Here is a 15,967-nt window from a genome sequence, read left to right as displayed (position 1 = left end):
GTAGTGCCCCCGAGGACGATCGGTCCCCGGGGGCACTGTCGTGTCCGGCGTCAGCCGGTGTTGCGCAGGCCGGCCGCCACGCCGTTGACGGTGAGGAGCAGGGCGCGGGCGAGCAGCGGGTCGGGCTCTTCGCCGGCGGCCGCGGCGTCGCGCTGGCGCTTGAGGAGGGTGACCTGGAGGTAGGAGATGGGGTCCAGGTAGGCGTCGCGGATGGTGAAGGTCTGCTTGAGGACGGGGTGAGCCTCCAGCAGTTCCTTCTCTCCGGTGACGCGCAGTACCTCGCGCACGGTGAGCTCGTGCTCGGCCTTGATGGTGTCGAAGACGTGGCGGAGCTCGTCGGGGACGAGGGTGTCGACGTAGTGCTGGGCGATGCGCAAGTCGGTCTTGGCGAGGGTCATCTCGACGTTGGAGATGAAGTTGCGGAAGAAGTGCCACTGTTCGTGCATCTCGTCGAGCACGGTGTCGAGGCCGGCTTCGCGCAGGGCCTTGAGGCCGGAGCCGACGCCGAACCAGCCGGGGACGATCTGCCGGGACTGGGTCCAGCCGAAGACCCAGGGGATGGCGCGCAGTCCGTCGAGCGAGACGCCGGAGCCGGGGCGGCGGGAGGGCCGGGAGCCCAGGTGCAGGTCGGCGAGCTGGTCCACCGGCGTCGACGCGAGGAAGTACGTCGGCAGGTCGGGGTCCTCGACGAGGCGGCGGTAGGCGGCGTGGGCGGCGTCGGAGACGACGTCCATGGCGGCGTCCCAGCGGGCGAGGGCCTCGTCGGACTGGCGGGGTGCGGTGTGCAGGGCGGACGCCTGGAGGGTGGCGGCGACGGTGAGTTCGAGGTTTTCCCTGGCCAGGGAGGGGATGAGGTACTTGTCGGAGATGACCTCGCCCTGTTCGGTGACCTTGATCTCGCCTTCGAGGGTGCCCCAGGGCTGGGCGAGGATGGCGTCGTGGGAGGGGCCGCCGCCGCGGCCGACGGTGCCGCCGCGGCCGTGGAAGAGGCGCAGGCGTACGCCGTAGCGGTGGGCGACGTCGCGCAGGCGGCGCTGGGCGCGGTGGATCTCCCACTGGCTGGTGGTGATGCCACCGAACTTGGAGGAGTCGGAGTAGCCGAGCATGACCTCCTGGACGTCGCCCCGGAGCGCGACGAGGCGCCGGTAGGACGGGTCGGAGAGCATGTCCTCCAGGATGGTGTCGGCGGCCTTGAGCTCGTCGGTGGTCTCCAGGAGCGGGACGATGCCGATCTTGGCCCAGCCGGCGTGGAGGTCGATCAGGCCGGCCTCGCGGGCGAGGACGGCGGCGGCGAAGACGTCGTCGGCGCCCTGGCACATGGAGATGATGTAGGACTCGATGACCTCGGGTCCGAAGACCTCCAGGGCGCGCTTGACGGTCTGGAAGACGCCGAGGCTCTTGGCGCCGGCGGCGTCGACGGGGGCCGGGGTGGGGGCGAGGGGCCTTCTGGAGCGGAGTTCCTTGGCGAGGAGCTTGGAGCGGTACTCGCGGGGCATGTCGGCGTAGCGCCAGGATTCCTCGCCGAGGCGGTCGAACAGTTGACCGAGGGCGTGGTGGTGGGCGTCGGCGTGTTCGCGTACGTCCATGGTGGCGAGCTGGAGACCGAAGGCGGCGAGGGTGCGGATCGTACGGTTCATGCGGCCGTCGGCGAAGAGGCCGCCGCGGTGTTCGCGCAGCGAGGTCTGGATGAGCGTGAGGTCCGTGAGGAGCTCGCTGGTGCCGAGGTAGTCGCGGCCGTCCTCGTGGGGGGTGCCCTTGGCGAGGCGCTGCTTGGTGTTCTCGAGCTTCTGGCGGATGCAGGTGGCCTTGAGGCGGTAGGGCTCTTCGGCGTTGAGGCGCTTGTAGCGGGGGCTGATCTCGGGCAGGCGTTCGAGGTCGGCCTGCAGGGATTCCAGGAGTTCCTCGGTGGCTCCGGTGTACCTGATGGAGTTGGAGAGGAAGCCGCGGAGCTCGTCGATCATGTCCAGGGCGTCGTTGATGCCGTGTTCGTGCTGGAGGATCAGCACGTCCCAGGTGACCTGGGGGGTCACGTTGGGGTTGCCGTCGCGGTCGCCGCCGATCCAGGTGCCGAAGGTGAGCGGACGGGTGTCGTCCGGGAGGGTGACGCCGACACGTTCGAGTTCGGACGTGAGGTCCTCGAGGACGTCGCCGACGGCGCCGGCGTGGAGTTCGTCGAGGTAGTAGACGGCGTTGCGGGCCTCGTCGGCGGGTTCGGGGCGTACGACGCGCAGTTCGTCGGTCTGCCAGACGAGGTCGATGTTCTCGGCGAGGCGGATGTCGTAGCGGCGGCGGTCGGCCTCGATGACGGGGGTTTCCAGGAGTGCGGCGATGCGCCGGAGCTTGTTGAGTACCGACCGGCGCGCGGCCTCGGTGGGGTGCGCGGTGAACACCGGGCGGACGTTGAGGTGGCGGACGGTCTGCCGGATGTGCTCGGGGTCGGCGTCCTTGAGGCGGTCGGCGGTGCGGGCGAGGAGGCCGCCCTCGGCGGCGCGGCGGGCGCGCAGTTCGCGGCCGCGGTGGACCTGTTCGGTTACGTTGGCCAGGTGGAAGTAGGTGGAGAAGGCGCGGACGAGCTTGGCGGCGGTCTCCAGTTCGGTGCCGCGCAGCAGCTCGGCTGCGGCCTCGCCGTCTTCGCGGGTGAGGCGGCGGACCTTTTCGACCAGGTCGAGGAGCTCGGGGCCCTCTTGGCGGACGAGGGTCTCGCCGAGGAGGTCACCCAGTCGGCGGATGTCGGCGCGCAGTTCGCTGCTGGTCGTCGTCTGGTCGTCGGCACTGCTCACAGGTGCGGCTCCTTGCAGTGTTGAAGCTCGTCTGGGAGGGGGTACCCGGACAGAGGCTCCGGCGCGGCGGGTGCCGCATACGGGCGATACATCCGGGAAGGATTCAGAGCGGACCGCGCTGTCCGACCGACTCCCAGGATAGGTGTCGGTGTGGACGCGCAGACTCTCGGGCTCTTGCCGCGGGGCGACACGCTGCCATACTTACGACGCCGTAGGTTACGGAACCGTAGGTGAGTCCCGCTCGACTCCCGCTCGGTTTGTGTACCCGGCATCTTCCACACCTCTCGACCCCACAGGGGACGCCCATGACCTCAAGCTCCGACGTGATCCAAGACGCCCAGAAGGCGAGTGCCGACGCTGTTTCCTCGGCCACGCTGGGCGGGGAGCAGAAACGCTCGATCGAGCAGATCACCCTTCTGCTCTTCATCACCGTCCCGTTCCTCGCGCTGCTCGCGGCGGTGCCGCTGGCTTGGGGGTGGGGGGTGAGCTGGCTGGACCTCGGCCTGCTGGTCTTCTTCTACTTCCTGGGGTGCCACGGCATCACGATCGGTTTCCACCGGTACTTCACGCATGGTTCCTTCAAGGCCAAGCGGCCCTTGCGGATCGCGTTGGCGATCATGGGTTCGATGGCGGTGGAGGGGCCCCTGGTCCGCTGGGTGGCGGATCACCGCAAGCACCACAAGTTCTCGGACGCGGAGGGTGACCCGCACTCGCCGTGGAGGTTCGGCGAGACGGTTCCGGCGCTGATCAAGGGCCTGTGGTGGGCGCATATCGCCTGGATGTTCGACGAGGAGCAGACGCCGCAGGAGAAGTACGCGCCGGATCTGATCAGGGACCCGGCGATCCGTGCGATCTCCCGCCAGTTCGTGCTGTGGACGGTCGTGTCGCTGGCGCTGCCCGCTGTGATCGGGGGTCTGGTGACGATGTCCTGGTGGGGCGCGTTCACCGGCTTCTTCTGGGGCTCCCTCGTCCGGGTGGCCCTGCTGCACCACGTCACGTGGTCGATCAACTCGATCTGTCACGCGGTCGGCAAGCGGCCCTTCAAGTCGCGGGACCGTTCGGGCAACGTGTGGTGGCTGGCGGTCCTGTCGTGCGGGGAGTCCTGGCACAACCTGCACCACGCGGACCCGACGTCGGCGCGGCACGGTGTGATGCGGGGCCAGCTGGACTCCTCGGCGCGCTTCATCCGCATCTTCGAGAAGCTCGGCTGGGCGTACGACGTGCGCTGGCCGTCACGCTCGCGTATCGATTCGCGCCGGAACACCGGTGAAGACGGCTCCCGGCGCCGGAAGGAGACGGCCGAGGCGGCATGATTGACGCCGTGGCGACCGACTCCAGCAGCACCCCGAGCAATGAGAAGCCGCGGCGTGCGCGTCGCACCCGGATGACCGGGGCGGAGCGTCGCCAGCAGCTGCTGGAGATCGGCCGCACGCTGTTCGCGACGAAAGGTTTCGAGGGCACGTCGGTGGAGGAGATCGCGGCGAAGGCCGGGGTGTCCAAGCCGGTGGTGTACGAGCATTTCGGCGGCAAGGAAGGCCTGTACGCGGTCGTCGTGGACCGTGAGATGCGGCGCCTGCTGGACATGGTCACGAGTTCGCTCACGGCCGGTCACCCCCGCGAGCTGTGCGAGCAGGCTGCCTTCGCCCTCCTGGACTACATCGAGGAGTCCACGGACGGTTTCCGCATCCTGGTCCGTGACTCCCCCATCCCGCAGTCGACGGGTTCCTTCGCGTCACTGATCTCGGACATCGCCACCCAGGTGGAGGACATCCTGGGTCGCGAGTTCAAGAGCCGCGGCTTCGACCCCAAGCTGGCCCCTCTCTACGCCCAGGCCCTGGTCGGCATGGTCGCCCTGACCGGCCAGTGGTGGCTGGACGTCCGCCGCCCGAAGAAGGCGGAGGTGGCGGCGCATCTGGTGAACCTGGCGTGGCACGGCCTGGACGGACTGGAGGCGAAGCCTCACCTGATCGGGCGGCGGAAGGCCTGAGGCACACGAGTGGGCCCCCTCCCGTCGGGGCGGGGGCCCACTCATGTGTGTCGTCGTCAGTGCCGGAAGACGTCCTTGGCCTTCTCCTTGGACTGACGTGCGTCGCCCTTGGCCTGCTCGGTCCGGCCCTCGGCTTCCAGCCTCTCGTTGCCCACCGCGCGGCCTGCGGCCTCCTTGGCCTTGCCCTTGGCCTGCTCCGCCTTCGCCTTGGACTTCTGCTCGTGTGCCACCGTCGATCACTCCCACTTGATTGACTCCGGTGTCGTCACAGCGGGTAACCCGGGGGGTACCGCTCAAACGTTGCCGGCGGGCTGCAGGAACTCCAACCGGTTGCCCACCGGATCCTCGGCGTAGAAGCGCCGGTGGCCCGGAAGGCCGGTGTCCCAGGTGACCGTCACGCCCCGCGCCTCCAGGCGGGCGGCGTACGCGTCGATGCCCGTGACCCGCAGCCCCGGGTGTGCCTTCTTCGCAGGGCGGAAGTCCGCCTCGATGCCGAGGTGCAGCTGCACGCTCCCCGCCTGGAACCAGCAGCCTCCCCGCGCGGCGAGGGCGGGCGGCTTGGGGATCTCCGTCATGCCGAGGGCGTGGATGTAGAAGGGGCGCAGCAGGTCCTCGGAGCCGGGTGGGGCCGCGAGCTGGACGTGGTCGACGGCGGTGAGCATCAAGCCCCCTTCCGGGCCACCGCGAACAGGCGGCGGAAGGGCAGGACCGTGCCGTAGCCGGTGCTTGGGTAGGCCTCGCGGAGCAGGTCGCGGTATTCGGCGACGAAGGTGTCGCGGGCCTCGGGGTCGTCGGCGAGGGCGGTGAGGGCGGGGCGCAGGCCGGTGCCCTTGACCCAGTCGAGGACGGCGTCGTCACCCTGCAGGACGTGGTGGTACGTCGTCTCCCACACGTCGGCCTCGCAGCCGAGGCGGGCGAGCCGGTCGAGGTAGACGCCGGGTGCGTGCACAGAGTCCGTACGGCGCAGGACGTGGGCGAGCCGGTCCTTCCAGCGGGGCGTGCCGGCGAGCTCACGCATGAGGGTGTGCAGGGGCGCGTCGATGTTGTGGGGGACCTGGAAGGCGAGGGTCCCGCCGGGGGCGAGGCCGTCGAGCCAGGCCGGGAAGGCGTCGAGGTGCCCCTCGACCCACTGGAGCACGGCGTTCGACACGATCAGGTCGTACGTCTCCGGGGGCGCCCAGGTGACGGCGTCGGCGTGGGCGAAGTCGAGGTGTCCGCCGCCCGGGGTGGGTCCGGCGTACGCCTGTGCCTGCTGGAGCATCTGCGTGGAGTTGTCGTAGCCGGTGACGCGGGCGGTGGGCCAGCGGTCGGCGAGGTGGGCGGTGACGTTTCCGGGGCCGCAGCCGAGGTCGGCGATGCGGGGCGGGTCGCCGGGGAGGCCGGGGACGCGGGCGAGGAGGTCGGTGAAGGGGCGGGCGCGGTGGCCGGCGTGACGCAGGTACTGGGCGGGGTCCCAGACAGGAGCGGGCATGGCGGGGCCTCCCTCGGAAGTCGCCGGGGGCGAGGTCGGGTCACGTCCACCCTCCCCCCGAAAGTCTCTTGACGTCAAGAGACTTCATGTCGACACAACCACTACACTGATCGTCATGGAGGACGAGGTCGATCGGCTGGTCGCTGCGTGGCGCCGGGAGCGCCCGGACCTCGACGTGGAACCGCTCGAGGTGCTCAGCCGGGTCAGCAGACTGGCCCGGCATCTGGACCGCGCACGCCGTCTGGCGTTCTCCGAGCACCAGCTGGAGCCGTGGGAGTTCGACGTCCTGACCGCGCTGAGGCGCGCGGGATCGCCGTACCAGCTCTCACCCGGTCAACTGCTCACCCAGACACTCGTCACATCGGGCACGATGACGAACCGGATCGACCGCCTGGCCAAGAAGGGCCTGGTGGAGCGCCTCCCCGACCCGAGCGACCGGCGCGGCGTGCTGGTTCGCCTCACCGCCGAGGGCCGCGACCGCGCGGACCAGGCCCTCGCCGGACTCCTCGACCAGGAGCGCGCGATCCTCGCCGAGCTCTCCCGAGCGCAGCGCGGCGAGCTGGCGGGCCTGCTACGCCAGCTGACCGCCCCGTTCGACAACATCCCCGGCTAGATCCACGGGACCCACCCCGGCGCGGCGGGCGAGGGCGACGGCGGCGAGGGTGGAGTGGACGCCGAGCTTGCCGAGGACGTTCTGCATATGGGTACGGACGGTGTGCGGGGAGAGGAACAGCCGCTCGGCGACCGCCTTGCGCCCCAGCCCGGCGACCATGCAGCGCAGCACCTCACGCTCGCGGGGCGTGAGGGACTCCACCAACCGCTCGCTCTCCGTGCGGTGCTTGCGGGCGGCGGTCAGCTCGCGCAGCACGCTCGTGAGCAGGGCGGGCGGCAGATGCGTCTCGTCCCGCAGCACCCCCCGGATGACGGTGAGCAGCCGCGACAGCGAGCAGTCCTTCGCCACCCACCCGGACGCCCCCGCCTGCAGAGCGAGGGCGGCCCGGCGCGGATCGTCCTTCTCGGCGAGCACGACGATCCGTACGGCGGGCTGCGCTGTGCGGACCCCGGCGACGAGGGAGATCCCGTCGACGAGCCCGTCCTCGCCCACCTCCTGCACGGGCACGGCAGGCCGTACGCCCGGCAGATTCCCGCCCAGATCGGCATCGACGAGCAGCACGTCGAAGCGGCGCCCCTCGGCCGCCGCGCGCTCCATACTGCGCAGCGCGGCCGGGCCGCTGCCGGCGGCGGACACGTCGACGTCGGGCTCGGCGGCCAGGGCCGCGGCGAGTGACTCGGCGAAGATACGGTGGTCGTCGACGACCAGGACTCGGATGCGAACCACGAAACCCCCTTCCCCAAGCTCCTGAAGGAGCAGGGGATACCCAGGCCCGGAGAACGACGACCGGCGCGGATACGACGCCCCGAGGGGTCGCCACCGCACGGCCGCCGCCGTGCAGAAACTGCTACCCCCACTGCGGGCGTCGTACCCGACTTGTCTCGCCCCCTGATCAGCACCGGCCCCCACCGGTGCTGTTCATCAGGGTACGGGCGGGAGGCAGGAGCGGAAGTCGATTTGCAGAACTGGCTGTCCTGGGCGTTTATGGTGTGCCGCATGTTTCGTATCGAGACAGAAGTCGACAAATCCCGGCGCGATCTTCTCCGCTCCCGGCTCCGCGACTCCGACACGTCGGCCTCCCCCGTACTACGCGCCCTGCGCGGCACCCCCGCCGAACGCGAACACCCCCTCCACGTCTGGGCGTTGACCGACACCGGCGCCATGGCCGGCGGCCTGGTCGGCCACACCTGGACGACCTGGCTCCACATCACGTACTTCTGGGTCGCCCCCCATCACCGCGGCAGGGGCCTCGGCACCCACCTCCTCACCGAGGCGGAACGCGTCGCGTCCGAGGAGCGTCGCTGCACCCGGTCCCGCCTGGAGACCTGGGACTTCCAGGCCCCGGAGTTCTACAAACGGCGGGGATACGAGGTGGTGTGCGCGATCGAGGACTACCCGCCGGGGGTCACGGAGTTCACGTTGACGAAGAGGTTGGGGTGAACCGGGAGACGGGAGAACAGGGACGGCGATGGACGAGGACACCTGGCTGGAGCGCCACGGCCTGCGGCCCGACGGCCGAGACCTCGACGACGTGCGTGAACTGCTGGCCCGACACACGGAGCGCGAACGCGCGGCGCAGGGACAGGGCAACACGGAGCTGATGAAGCTGGCCTGCGTCCAGTTGTTCAACGCCGGAATCCTCGACGACGTGCTGCTGATCTGGCGCGCCAAGACGGCCGGCATGGACGCCGACGCCTCGATCGACGTACAGCTCCTGTGCGGCAGCGGACTGGCCCTCACCAAGCACTACCTCCCCACCCACCCGTCACACGAAGCCGCAGCCGCACTGCGGCACCTGCTGCGGTGCGAGGACGCCGGCGACTTCGAGGATTTCTCGCCCGCCCGGCAGTCCGCCTGGTACAGGGCCTACTACGCCTGACGGGTCGGCCGCCCGGTCGGCGGGCTGTCGTCACCAGCCGGGGCACTTCATTCCGCGTCGGAGGCCGGGGTGACGGCCGGCGGTGGTGGCGGCGCGGGCGGAGGCGGGTAACCCGGGCGGGGCGGCACGCCCGGACTCGCCGGCCCTGTGACGGGCGGCGGCGGAGGCGGACCGTCGGGCACCGGGAGCCCCGGCCGGGGTTGGGGCGGGGGCCCCGCGAGAGGCGGTGGAGGGGGTGGCAGCGGCGGTGGCTCAACGAACTCGGGCATCACCGGGCCGCCGCTGCGCAACCGCTGGATGGTCCGCTCGGCACGGCGGCGGGCGAGAGGGGAGTCGTCGCGTTGGTAGACGAGCTGCCAGCCGAACCTGCGGCGATTGACGCTGGAGAGCAGCCGGTAGCCGAGCTGATGGGCGACCTGCTCGATCCGGCGCATCTGCGAAGCGGCCGCGTGGCGGCCGATCCGCAGTTCGACCTGACCGCGACCGTCGAAGTACCTGACGATCTCCTCGTCCTTCACGACCGGCCCCTCAGACGTCCTCGTAGCGGGGAAGCTCGTCGGGAAACTCGCGGGCTTCCTTACACTCGGCCAGTTTGTAGGTGTGCTCGGTGAGGCGATAGGCGATGTCGGTCAGAATCTGTCGTAGTGCCGTGCCAGTGGCCTTGGCGTCTCCGCTGACACTCACCTCGGTGATGACCGCGTAGGTCTCGGAGGCGTTGTAGGAGGGGACGACAGGGGGAATACAGGGCACGAACACGCCCGCGACGGCGTCGTCGAGGTCGAGCTGAGCCAGAGCCTCTATCCCATCGACGGACACACTGACGATCCGGTTAGGCTCTCCACTTCCACGATAACTTTCGAGCCAGTGCTCCTTGGTAGCGGGTTCGACTTCAGCTCGGCCCCACAGGGACGAAGCGCTGCTCGTATGCACGTAGCAGGAGAAACTGAAGCTTTCTCCTGCGCCTAGACGGCCGGAGCCGTCTTCCGCCGATCGCACGTGCGGCAGGACCTGAGTCACCACGCCCCGCTTAAGCGTGCCCTCACACATGTTTTCCGGCAGAAGATAGAGACCTTTAATCATGAAGAGCCAAGTGCCACCACCCACAAGACAAAGAATCAGGAGGCCGAGGAGGAAGCCTTTCCCACTCTCCCAGGTGGCGATCGCTCCCCGACTCCACGCCGACTTGTCCACTAGGGGCGCTCCTTCGTCCGGCTCAGCAACTCGCTACTGGCGTCATAACCCTTGTTCACGGCATCACGAACCAGGTCGCTGGTGCCTTGCTTGGGAAGATCCAGGCCGTTCCGGTCGATGGTGTCCTGCGCGGCCCACTGCGCCTGCTGACTCACCGAGTCCCGCGACTCGTAAAAGTCCATGGCGCTGGCGTAGAGGGCCTCGTCCTTGGCGCCCTCGAGGTTCTGGCCCTCGAGTACACGGTCGACGGCCAACCCGGCGACGGCTCCGAGCATTCCTCCGCCCACGGCCCCCATGGCCGCCCCTCCGTACGCCTCAGGGACCGACACGTTAGCCAGACCGATCGCGACCCATGTCTTGGCGAAGTCCCCCTTCGCCTTGAGAGCGTCGTTGTACTCCGTCTCGCCCTTGACGGCTGCTCGCACTTCGTCGTCCGCCAAGGTGTGAGCAACTATGCCCTCGATGGTCCCCGCGTTCTTGCCGATGTTCGCGAGCACCTGCTCATCTGAGCCGTCGAACAACGACGGGTCGGTGAGGTGCGTTTCGAGGAGCGTGCTGGTGTAGATGCTCTCCCCGAGGATGATTCCCGCCCTTCCGTCGGGGTCGGTGGACACCGCGGAGAGAAATCTGACGACGTTCGGGACCTGCTCCAGGCCGTCGGGGTCGTCGCTGTTCGTGAGGAAGACGAATTCCGCACCATGGCCGGCGAGCGTCTGGCTGATTTCCGGCATGTAGGAGGCCGCCATGTTGCCGAAGCTCTCCCCTAACCCCTTGCTCACGAGGTCCGCGCCGCCCCCGGGCTGCGCGACGGCCTCCATGATGTTCTTCATGATCCGCACCTGCGTCTCGCTGTGCGGCGGGGCCGGCTGGCTGGTGTCGCCCACGACCGCGCCGGTTGTGGCGGCCTCCAGGGCGCGTCCCAGGGATTCCCCACGGTTCGTGTACACGGTGGTGCCCAGCATGTGGTCCAGGTCCGGCTTGGACTCGAACGCGTTCGTCGCCGCCTCGGGATTGTGGGAGAGGCCCTCGAAAAGGCCCTCCAGCGGGTCCCGGCCGTTGCCGTCGCCGAAGACGAGGTCCAGGGCGTCGTAGCCCTTGACCCACAGGTCACGGGTGCCCGCGTCCCCCGCCCCCTTGTCGGCCTTGAAGATCTTCTCCCGGTAGTCGTCGAGAAACTCGGTGTCGTACTGGCCCTGCCGCATAAGACTGCTGATGACCTGGGAGCCGAGGGCACCGACGGGGTTGAAGGAGTCCGCGGCACGGAAGTTGGTGTTCCGTTCGCCGATGAGGTCCTTCTTCCAATCCTGCATGGCGGCGGAGTCCGAGAAGGAGGCCGTGGCCAGGGTCAGGCTCAGGTTGTTCTGCAGGCTCTTCATCGTCTCGAGTTCCGAGCCCCTGGCGCCGGCGTGAGCGTAGGTCATCTCGGTCCAGAACTGGAGCGTTCCCTTGGGGCCGAGCCGCGTCGCGAACTGCTCGGCGAACAGCGAGTCGCCGCTGTACAACTCCGTCGTGCGGTTGAAGTCGGCGATGTCCTCGAGGGTCATGTCGGCCGGATCCTTGGCCATCTTCGCCAGCTTCTCCGCCGCGGCGACAGCCTTCGCCGCGGAGTCCCGGTCCGGGTAGGAGGCGTCGGTGAAGCCGTACTTGGCCTGGTCGACGAGCAGCCGCAGGACCTTCGCGGCGCTGTTGTCGCTCTCCGTCGCCTTGCTCAGGATGCCCTGAATCTCGTCGCAGAGGTCGGTCACCGCCTTCTGGTCCGCCGCGTCGGACTTTCCGCTGGGGTCGGAGGCCCAATCGGGCCGGGTGTTCCTTGTGACCGTGAACGAACCTTCGCCGGTGTCGATCACCGTCAGATTCTGCTTCGCGCCTCGGGCGATGGCGTCGTTCACCTGTGTGCGGAACTCGATGAGCTCGCCACGGGTATCGCTGAGGATCTTGGTGATGGAGTCGGCCTGCGTGTGCGCGTCGGCGAACTCGGCGGCGGTCTTGGTGATGAACTCGCGGCTGACGGTGGCGTTGACCCCCGCCCACTTGGCCTTGTCCGCCTTGGCCTTGAGATTGCTCTCGGCATCCTTCTGCAGGTCGGCGAGCTTCTTCGTCATCTGTTCCCAGTCGGTGACCGCTTCACCGAGCTTCGCGAAGTTGCCGTAGCGCAGGGCGTCGAGGTCCATCGGCGTCAGTGGCCCTTCCGGTCGTCGAAGCCCTCGTCCAGCAGGGCGATGCTGCTGACCGTGCCGGCGATGTACGACTCGTCGGCAGCGTGCTGGTTCTTCGTGAAGCGAAGGTGGTTGGAGATGTGGGCACAGGCGTCGAGCAGGGTCTTCGTCTGCTCGCTCCAGCGCTCCGCCACGTGCTCCAGCGCGGCCCCCAGAGAGAAGCCGTCGCTCTTCAGTCCGCCTGCGGCCGCAACGGAAGCCACACGTGCGTGGCCGCTGTACGTCGTGAAGTCCTCGAACAGGTCATGGGCAGCCTTGCCGACCGCCTCAAGGTCCTGTTGCCCCGCTACGAGGTCTCCTTGCGTGCCGTCCCCGCCCTGGTCTGCCGGGTATTGATTGAGCTGCATTCCTGTGGACTGCCGTCCGGCCGCCTTGGCCTTCAGCTGCTCCCACTCCTCCCACGCCATGCGTGGCCCCTCCCCGTGACGACGCAGTGATCAGGCGTACGCTACCGGCCCTTCGCCAACTCGGCGGGGGGCAAGGGCTGATCCGTGTCGTACAGACCGTACGCAAAGGCCCGGACACCGCACGTCGGCCCCGTACGCGACCAATGCGTACGGGGCCGGTGCGGTCCCTCGAAGGGCTGGTGAGCGCGGCTCAGCTCAGTCGCTCTGCCCCCGCCGAAGGCACCGCCTCGAAGACGCGGGGGGCCGTGAAGCCTGCCGTGGTGAAGGCTTCTTCGACTGCCTTGGTGATGGTGTCGACGTCGGTGGCCTCGGCGAGGACGATCGCGGAGCCGCCGAAGCCGCCGCCGGTCATGCGGGCGCCGAGGGCGCCGGTGGTGAGGGCGGTGTCGACGACCAGGTCGAGTTCGGGGCAGGAGATGCGGAAGTCGTCGCGGAGGGAGGCGTGGCCCTCGGTGAGGACCGGGCCGATGGCGCGGGTCTTGCCCGACTCCAGCAAGGACACCACCCGCTCGACCCGCTCGTCCTCGGTGACGACGTGGCGGACCAGGCGGCGTACCTCCTCCTCGTCGCCGAGGCGGGCCAGGGCCGCGTCCAGGTCGGTGTACGGGATGTCGCGGAGGGCGTCGACGCCGAGGAGGGCAGCGCCCTTCTCGCAGCCGGCGCGGCGCTTGCCGTACTGGCCGCCGCTGTGGGCGTGCTTGACCTGGGTGTCGACGACCAGCAGGCGCAGCCCCAAGGCGGCCAGGTCGAAGGGGATCTGCTGCTGGGACAGGTCACGGGTGTCGAGGAACAGGGCGTGGCCGGCCTCGCAGCAGGCGGACGCGGTCTGGTCCATGATGCCGGTGGGGGCGCCGACGTAGACGTTCTCGGCGCGCTGGCACAGGCGGGCCAGCTGCCAGCGCTGGAGGCCGAGGTTGTAGAGGTCGTTGAGCGCGAGCGCGATGACCACCTCCAGGGCCGCCGACGACGACAGGCCCGCGCCCGACGGGACCGTCGAGGCGAGGTGGACGTCGGCTCCGGTGACGGGGTGGCCGGCCTCACGCAGGGCCCAGACGACGCCCGCGGGGTACGCCGTCCAGTTCTTGTCCGCCTCGGGGGCCAGCTCGTCCAGCCGCAGCTCGACCACGCCGCCCTCGACGTCGGAGGAGTGCAGCCGAAGGACGCCGTCCTCGCGCCGGGAGACCGCCGCGACCGCGGTGTGCGGCAGTGCGAAGGGCATCACGAAGCCGTCGTTGTAGTCGGTGTGCTCGCCGATCAGGTTGACCCGGCCCGGTGCCGACCACACGCCCTCGGGCTCGACTCCGTACAGCTCGACGAAGCCGTCCCGTACCTGCTCTGCGCCCACTACTGCTCCCTAGCGATGTTCTGCGCGAACTCCCACGCGTCCGCGACGATACCCGCGAGGTCCGCGCGGGACGGGTTCCAGCCCAGCTTCTCGCGGGCGGTGGCGGCGGAGGCGACCAGGACCGCCGGGTCGCCGCCGCGACGGGGGGCCACGACCTCGGGGATCGGGTGGCCGGTGACCTGGCGGACGGTCTCGATGACCTCGCGGACGGAGAAGCCGTTGCCGTTGCCGAGGTTGCAGATGAGGTGCTCGCCGGGCTGGGCGGCCTTGAGGGCGAGCAGGTGGGCCTCGGCCAGGTCGGCGACGTGGATGTAGTCGCGTACGCACGTGCCGTCGGGCGTCGGGTAGTCCTCGCCGAAGACGGAGATCGCCTCGCGGCGGCCCTGGGCGACCTGGAGGACGAGGGGGATGAGGTGCGACTCGGGGTCGTGGCGCTCGCCCTGCGCGCCGTAGGCGCCGGCCACGTTGAAGTAGCGCAGGGAGACCGCGCCCAGGCCGTGAGCGTTCGCCTCGCCGGTGATCATGTGGTCGACGGCGAGCTTGGAGGCACCGTAGGGGTTGGTCGGCTGGGTGGGGGCGGTCTCGACGATCGGGACCTGCTCCGGTTCGCCGTAGGTGGCGGCCGTGGAGGAGAAGACGAGCTTGCTCACGCCGGCCTCGCGCATGGCGCCGAGGAGCGCCATCGTGCCGGCGACGTTGTTGTCCCAGTACTTCTCGGGCTTCACGACCGACTCGCCGACCTGCGAGGACGCGGCGAAGTGCAGGACCGCGTCGAAGGAGGCGTCCAGCCACTTGGCAGCGTCGCGGATGTCGCCCTCGACGAAGGAGGCACCGGCCGGGACGCCCTCGCGGAAGCCGGTGGAGAGGTTGTCCAGGACGACGACCTCGTGCCCCGCCTCCAGCAGGTGCTGGGCGACCACGCTGCCGACGTACCCCGCACCGCCCGTGACCAGATACTTCCCGCTCATGAACTCGCTACCTCTCGCAGTCGCTCGGCCGCGCGCTCCGGCGGCACGTCGTTGATGAACACGTTCATGCCGGACTCGGAACCCGCGAGGAACTTCAGCTTGCCGGAAGTGCGGCGGATGGTGAAAAGCTCGAGGTGCAGCGCGAAGTCGTCGCGGTTGACGCCGTCGAACTCCTCCAGCTGGCCGAACGGCGCCTGGTGCCAGGCGGCGATGTACGGCGTCGGAGGCTCACCCTCGCCGAAGATCCGGTCGAAGCGCCTCAAGAGTTCCAGATAGACCTGGGGAAACTCTGTGCGCGCCTCCTCGTCGAGGCCGAGCAGGTCGGGCACGCGGCGCTTCGGGTACAGGTGGACCTCGTACGGCCAGTGCGCCGCGTACGGCACGAATGCCACCCAGTGTTCACCCCCAAGGACGACCCGCTCGTCGGCGAGTTCACGCGCCAGGACGGCGTCGAAGAGGTTCTCCCCGCCGGTCGCGTCCTTGTGGGCGGCCAGCTGGCGCAGCATCAGGGCGGTGCGGGGCGTGGTGAAGGGGTAGGCGTAGATCTGCCCGTGCGGGTGCCCCAGGGTCACACCGATCTCGGCGCCGCGGTTCTCGAAGCAGAACACCTGTTCCACGGAGGACAGATGCGACAGCTCGGACGTCCTGTCGGTCCACGCGTCGAGCACCAGTCGCGCCTGCTCCTCGGTGAGGTCTCCGAAGGACGCGTTGTGGTCGGACGTGAAGCAGACGACCTCGCAGCGGCCGGAGTCACCGGCGAGCGAAGGGAAACGGTTCTCGAAGACGACGACGTCGTACGAGGAGTCCGGGATCTCGCTCAGCCGCTCGCCCTGGGAGGGGCACAGGGGGCACTCGTCGGCCGGCGGGTGGTAGGTGCGCCCCTGGCGGTGCGAGGCGACGGCGACGGAGTCGCCGAGCAGCGGGTCGCGGCGTACCTCCGAAGTGGTGACGGTCCGCTCCAGGGGGCGCCGGTCCACCGCGTCACGCAGCGAGTCGTCCTTCAGGTCGTAGTAGATCAGCTCACGACCGTCGGCCAGCCGGGTCGAAGTCTTCTTCACGCCGGACTCCCCATCCCTACACCGCTCAAGGCACTCAAGGCGCTCAAAGCAC

General features: G+C 69.4%; 17 protein-coding genes. 5 read left to right on the top strand and 12 right to left on the bottom strand.

Annotation, left to right across the window (positions count from 1 at the left end; all coding sequences use genetic code 11):
• Positions 1-50 precede the first annotated feature (50 nt).
• Positions 51-2,780 (bottom strand): phosphoenolpyruvate carboxylase, encoded by a 2,730-nt coding sequence (gene ppc, locus AC067M_RS22655; RefSeq protein ID WP_478698819.1) that lies wholly within the window; start codon positions 2,778-2,780, stop codon positions 51-53.
• Between the two features lie 305 nt (positions 2,781-3,085).
• Between ppc and AC067M_RS22650 the strand changes: the two genes are divergently transcribed.
• Both AC067M_RS22650 and AC067M_RS22645 read left to right on the top strand, forming a co-directional pair.
• Positions 3,086-4,093 carry an acyl-CoA desaturase gene (locus tag AC067M_RS22650; protein ID WP_478698818.1) on the top strand — a complete coding sequence of 336 codons (1,008 nt, stop codon included), beginning with the start codon at positions 3,086-3,088 and terminating at the stop codon, positions 4,091-4,093.
• The gene (locus tag AC067M_RS22645; RefSeq protein ID WP_478698817.1) at positions 4,090-4,767 is read left to right on the top strand and encodes a TetR family transcriptional regulator; all 678 of its coding nucleotides are present in this window, start codon (positions 4,090-4,092) and stop codon (positions 4,765-4,767) included. Before AC067M_RS22650 ends, AC067M_RS22645 begins: the two co-directional genes overlap by 4 nt.
• A gap of 56 nt (positions 4,768-4,823) precedes the next feature.
• On the opposite strand, the gene AC067M_RS22640 is transcribed toward AC067M_RS22645, so the two are convergent.
• The 3 genes from AC067M_RS22640 to AC067M_RS22630 form a co-directional block, all read right to left on the bottom strand.
• On the bottom strand, positions 4,824-4,997 hold the full coding sequence (locus AC067M_RS22640) for a CsbD family protein (protein ID WP_478698816.1): 174 nt from the start codon (positions 4,995-4,997) through the stop codon (positions 4,824-4,826).
• A 63-nt stretch (positions 4,998-5,060) separates the two neighbouring features.
• Entirely contained in the window at positions 5,061-5,429 is a 369-nt protein-coding gene (locus AC067M_RS22635; RefSeq protein WP_478698815.1) for a VOC family protein, read from the bottom strand.
• Entirely contained in the window at positions 5,429-6,238 is an 810-nt protein-coding gene (locus AC067M_RS22630) for a trans-aconitate 2-methyltransferase (protein ID WP_478698814.1), read from the bottom strand. Before AC067M_RS22630 ends, AC067M_RS22635 begins: the two co-directional genes overlap by 1 nt.
• A gap of 115 nt (positions 6,239-6,353) precedes the next feature.
• On the opposite strand from AC067M_RS22630, the gene tamR reads away from it, so the two are divergent.
• A complete protein-coding gene (gene tamR / locus AC067M_RS22625) occupies positions 6,354-6,851 on the top strand; it encodes a MarR family transcriptional regulator TamR (RefSeq protein ID WP_133928724.1) in 498 nt (165 codons plus the stop codon).
• Here the strand turns inward: tamR and AC067M_RS22620 are convergent.
• Positions 6,810-7,577, bottom strand: a complete 768-nt coding sequence (locus tag AC067M_RS22620; RefSeq protein ID WP_478698813.1) for a LuxR C-terminal-related transcriptional regulator — start codon at positions 7,575-7,577, stop codon at positions 6,810-6,812. The two genes, tamR and AC067M_RS22620, sit on opposite strands and share 42 nt — an antisense overlap.
• 270 nt (positions 7,578-7,847) lie before the next feature.
• On the opposite strand from AC067M_RS22620, the gene AC067M_RS22615 reads away from it, so the two are divergent.
• Together AC067M_RS22615 and AC067M_RS22610 are read left to right on the top strand one after the other, a co-directional pair.
• Positions 7,848-8,291: a GNAT family N-acetyltransferase gene (locus tag AC067M_RS22615; protein ID WP_478698812.1), complete on the top strand. Its 444-nt coding sequence runs from the start codon at positions 7,848-7,850 to the stop codon at positions 8,289-8,291.
• A gap of 28 nt (positions 8,292-8,319) precedes the next feature.
• Entirely contained in the window at positions 8,320-8,730 is a 411-nt protein-coding gene (locus AC067M_RS22610; RefSeq protein ID WP_478698811.1) for a hypothetical protein, read from the top strand.
• Positions 8,731-8,777: 47 nt separating this feature from the next.
• Here the strand turns inward: AC067M_RS22610 and AC067M_RS22605 are convergent, their stop codons facing one another.
• The 7 genes from AC067M_RS22605 to galT all read right to left on the bottom strand — a co-directional run bounded on the left by AC067M_RS22605 (position 8,778) and on the right by galT (position 15,915).
• Entirely contained in the window at positions 8,778-9,248 is a 471-nt protein-coding gene (locus tag AC067M_RS22605) for a hypothetical protein (RefSeq protein WP_478698810.1), read from the bottom strand.
• Between the two features lie 10 nt (positions 9,249-9,258).
• The gene (locus AC067M_RS22600; protein WP_478698809.1) at positions 9,259-9,921 is read right to left on the bottom strand and encodes a hypothetical protein; all 663 of its coding nucleotides are present in this window, start codon (positions 9,919-9,921) and stop codon (positions 9,259-9,261) included.
• The gene (locus tag AC067M_RS22595) at positions 9,921-12,092 is read right to left on the bottom strand and encodes a hypothetical protein (RefSeq protein ID WP_478698808.1); all 2,172 of its coding nucleotides are present in this window, start codon (positions 12,090-12,092) and stop codon (positions 9,921-9,923) included. Before AC067M_RS22595 ends, AC067M_RS22600 begins: the two co-directional genes overlap by 1 nt.
• A 5-nt stretch (positions 12,093-12,097) precedes the next feature.
• Positions 12,098-12,544 (bottom strand): hypothetical protein, encoded by a 447-nt coding sequence (locus AC067M_RS22590; RefSeq protein ID WP_478698807.1) that lies wholly within the window; start codon positions 12,542-12,544, stop codon positions 12,098-12,100.
• Between the two features lie 190 nt (positions 12,545-12,734).
• Positions 12,735-13,889, bottom strand: coding sequence for a galactokinase (galK, locus tag AC067M_RS22585; protein WP_478698806.1), 1,155 nt, complete (start codon positions 13,887-13,889; stop codon positions 12,735-12,737).
• Positions 13,889-14,857 (bottom strand): UDP-glucose 4-epimerase GalE, encoded by a 969-nt coding sequence (gene galE / locus AC067M_RS22580; RefSeq protein WP_478698805.1) that lies wholly within the window; start codon positions 14,855-14,857, stop codon positions 13,889-13,891. The genes galK and galE overlap by 1 nt, the downstream gene beginning before the upstream one ends.
• A complete protein-coding gene (galT, locus tag AC067M_RS22575) occupies positions 14,854-15,915 on the bottom strand; it encodes a galactose-1-phosphate uridylyltransferase (RefSeq protein ID WP_478698804.1) in 1,062 nt (353 codons plus the stop codon). The genes galE and galT overlap by 4 nt, the downstream gene beginning before the upstream one ends.
• Between the last annotated feature and the right edge of the window lie 52 nt (positions 15,916-15,967).

Source organism: Streptomyces sp. NPDC043427, assembly GCF_056436655.1.
The sequence above is the reverse complement of the archived record's forward strand: the minus strand, read 5'-3'. Positions and strand labels throughout refer to the sequence as shown.

Bases quoted from the DNA above. Each gene is read 5' to 3' on its own strand.
- AC067M_RS22635 (WP_478698815.1), bottom strand. From the start codon at position 5,429: ATGCTCACCGCCGTCGACCACGTCCAGCTCGCGGCCCCACCCGGCTCC.
- AC067M_RS22610 (WP_478698811.1), top strand. From the start codon at position 8,320: ATGGACGAGGACACCTGGCTGGAGCGCCACGGCCTGCGGCCCGACGGC.
- galE (WP_478698805.1), bottom strand. From the start codon at position 14,857: ATGAGCGGGAAGTATCTGGTCACGGGCGGTGCGGGGTACGTCGGCAGC.
- AC067M_RS22590 (WP_478698807.1), bottom strand. From the start codon at position 12,544: ATGGCGTGGGAGGAGTGGGAGCAGCTGAAGGCCAAGGCGGCCGGACGG.
- AC067M_RS22645 (WP_478698817.1), top strand. From the start codon at position 4,090: ATGATTGACGCCGTGGCGACCGACTCCAGCAGCACCCCGAGCAATGAG.
- AC067M_RS22630 (WP_478698814.1), bottom strand. From the start codon at position 6,238: ATGCCCGCTCCTGTCTGGGACCCCGCCCAGTACCTGCGTCACGCCGGC.
- AC067M_RS22615 (WP_478698812.1), top strand. From the start codon at position 7,848: ATGTTTCGTATCGAGACAGAAGTCGACAAATCCCGGCGCGATCTTCTC.
- AC067M_RS22595 (WP_478698808.1), bottom strand. From the start codon at position 12,092: ATGGACCTCGACGCCCTGCGCTACGGCAACTTCGCGAAGCTCGGTGAA.
- AC067M_RS22650 (WP_478698818.1), top strand. From the start codon at position 3,086: ATGACCTCAAGCTCCGACGTGATCCAAGACGCCCAGAAGGCGAGTGCC.
- tamR (WP_133928724.1), top strand. From the start codon at position 6,354: ATGGAGGACGAGGTCGATCGGCTGGTCGCTGCGTGGCGCCGGGAGCGC.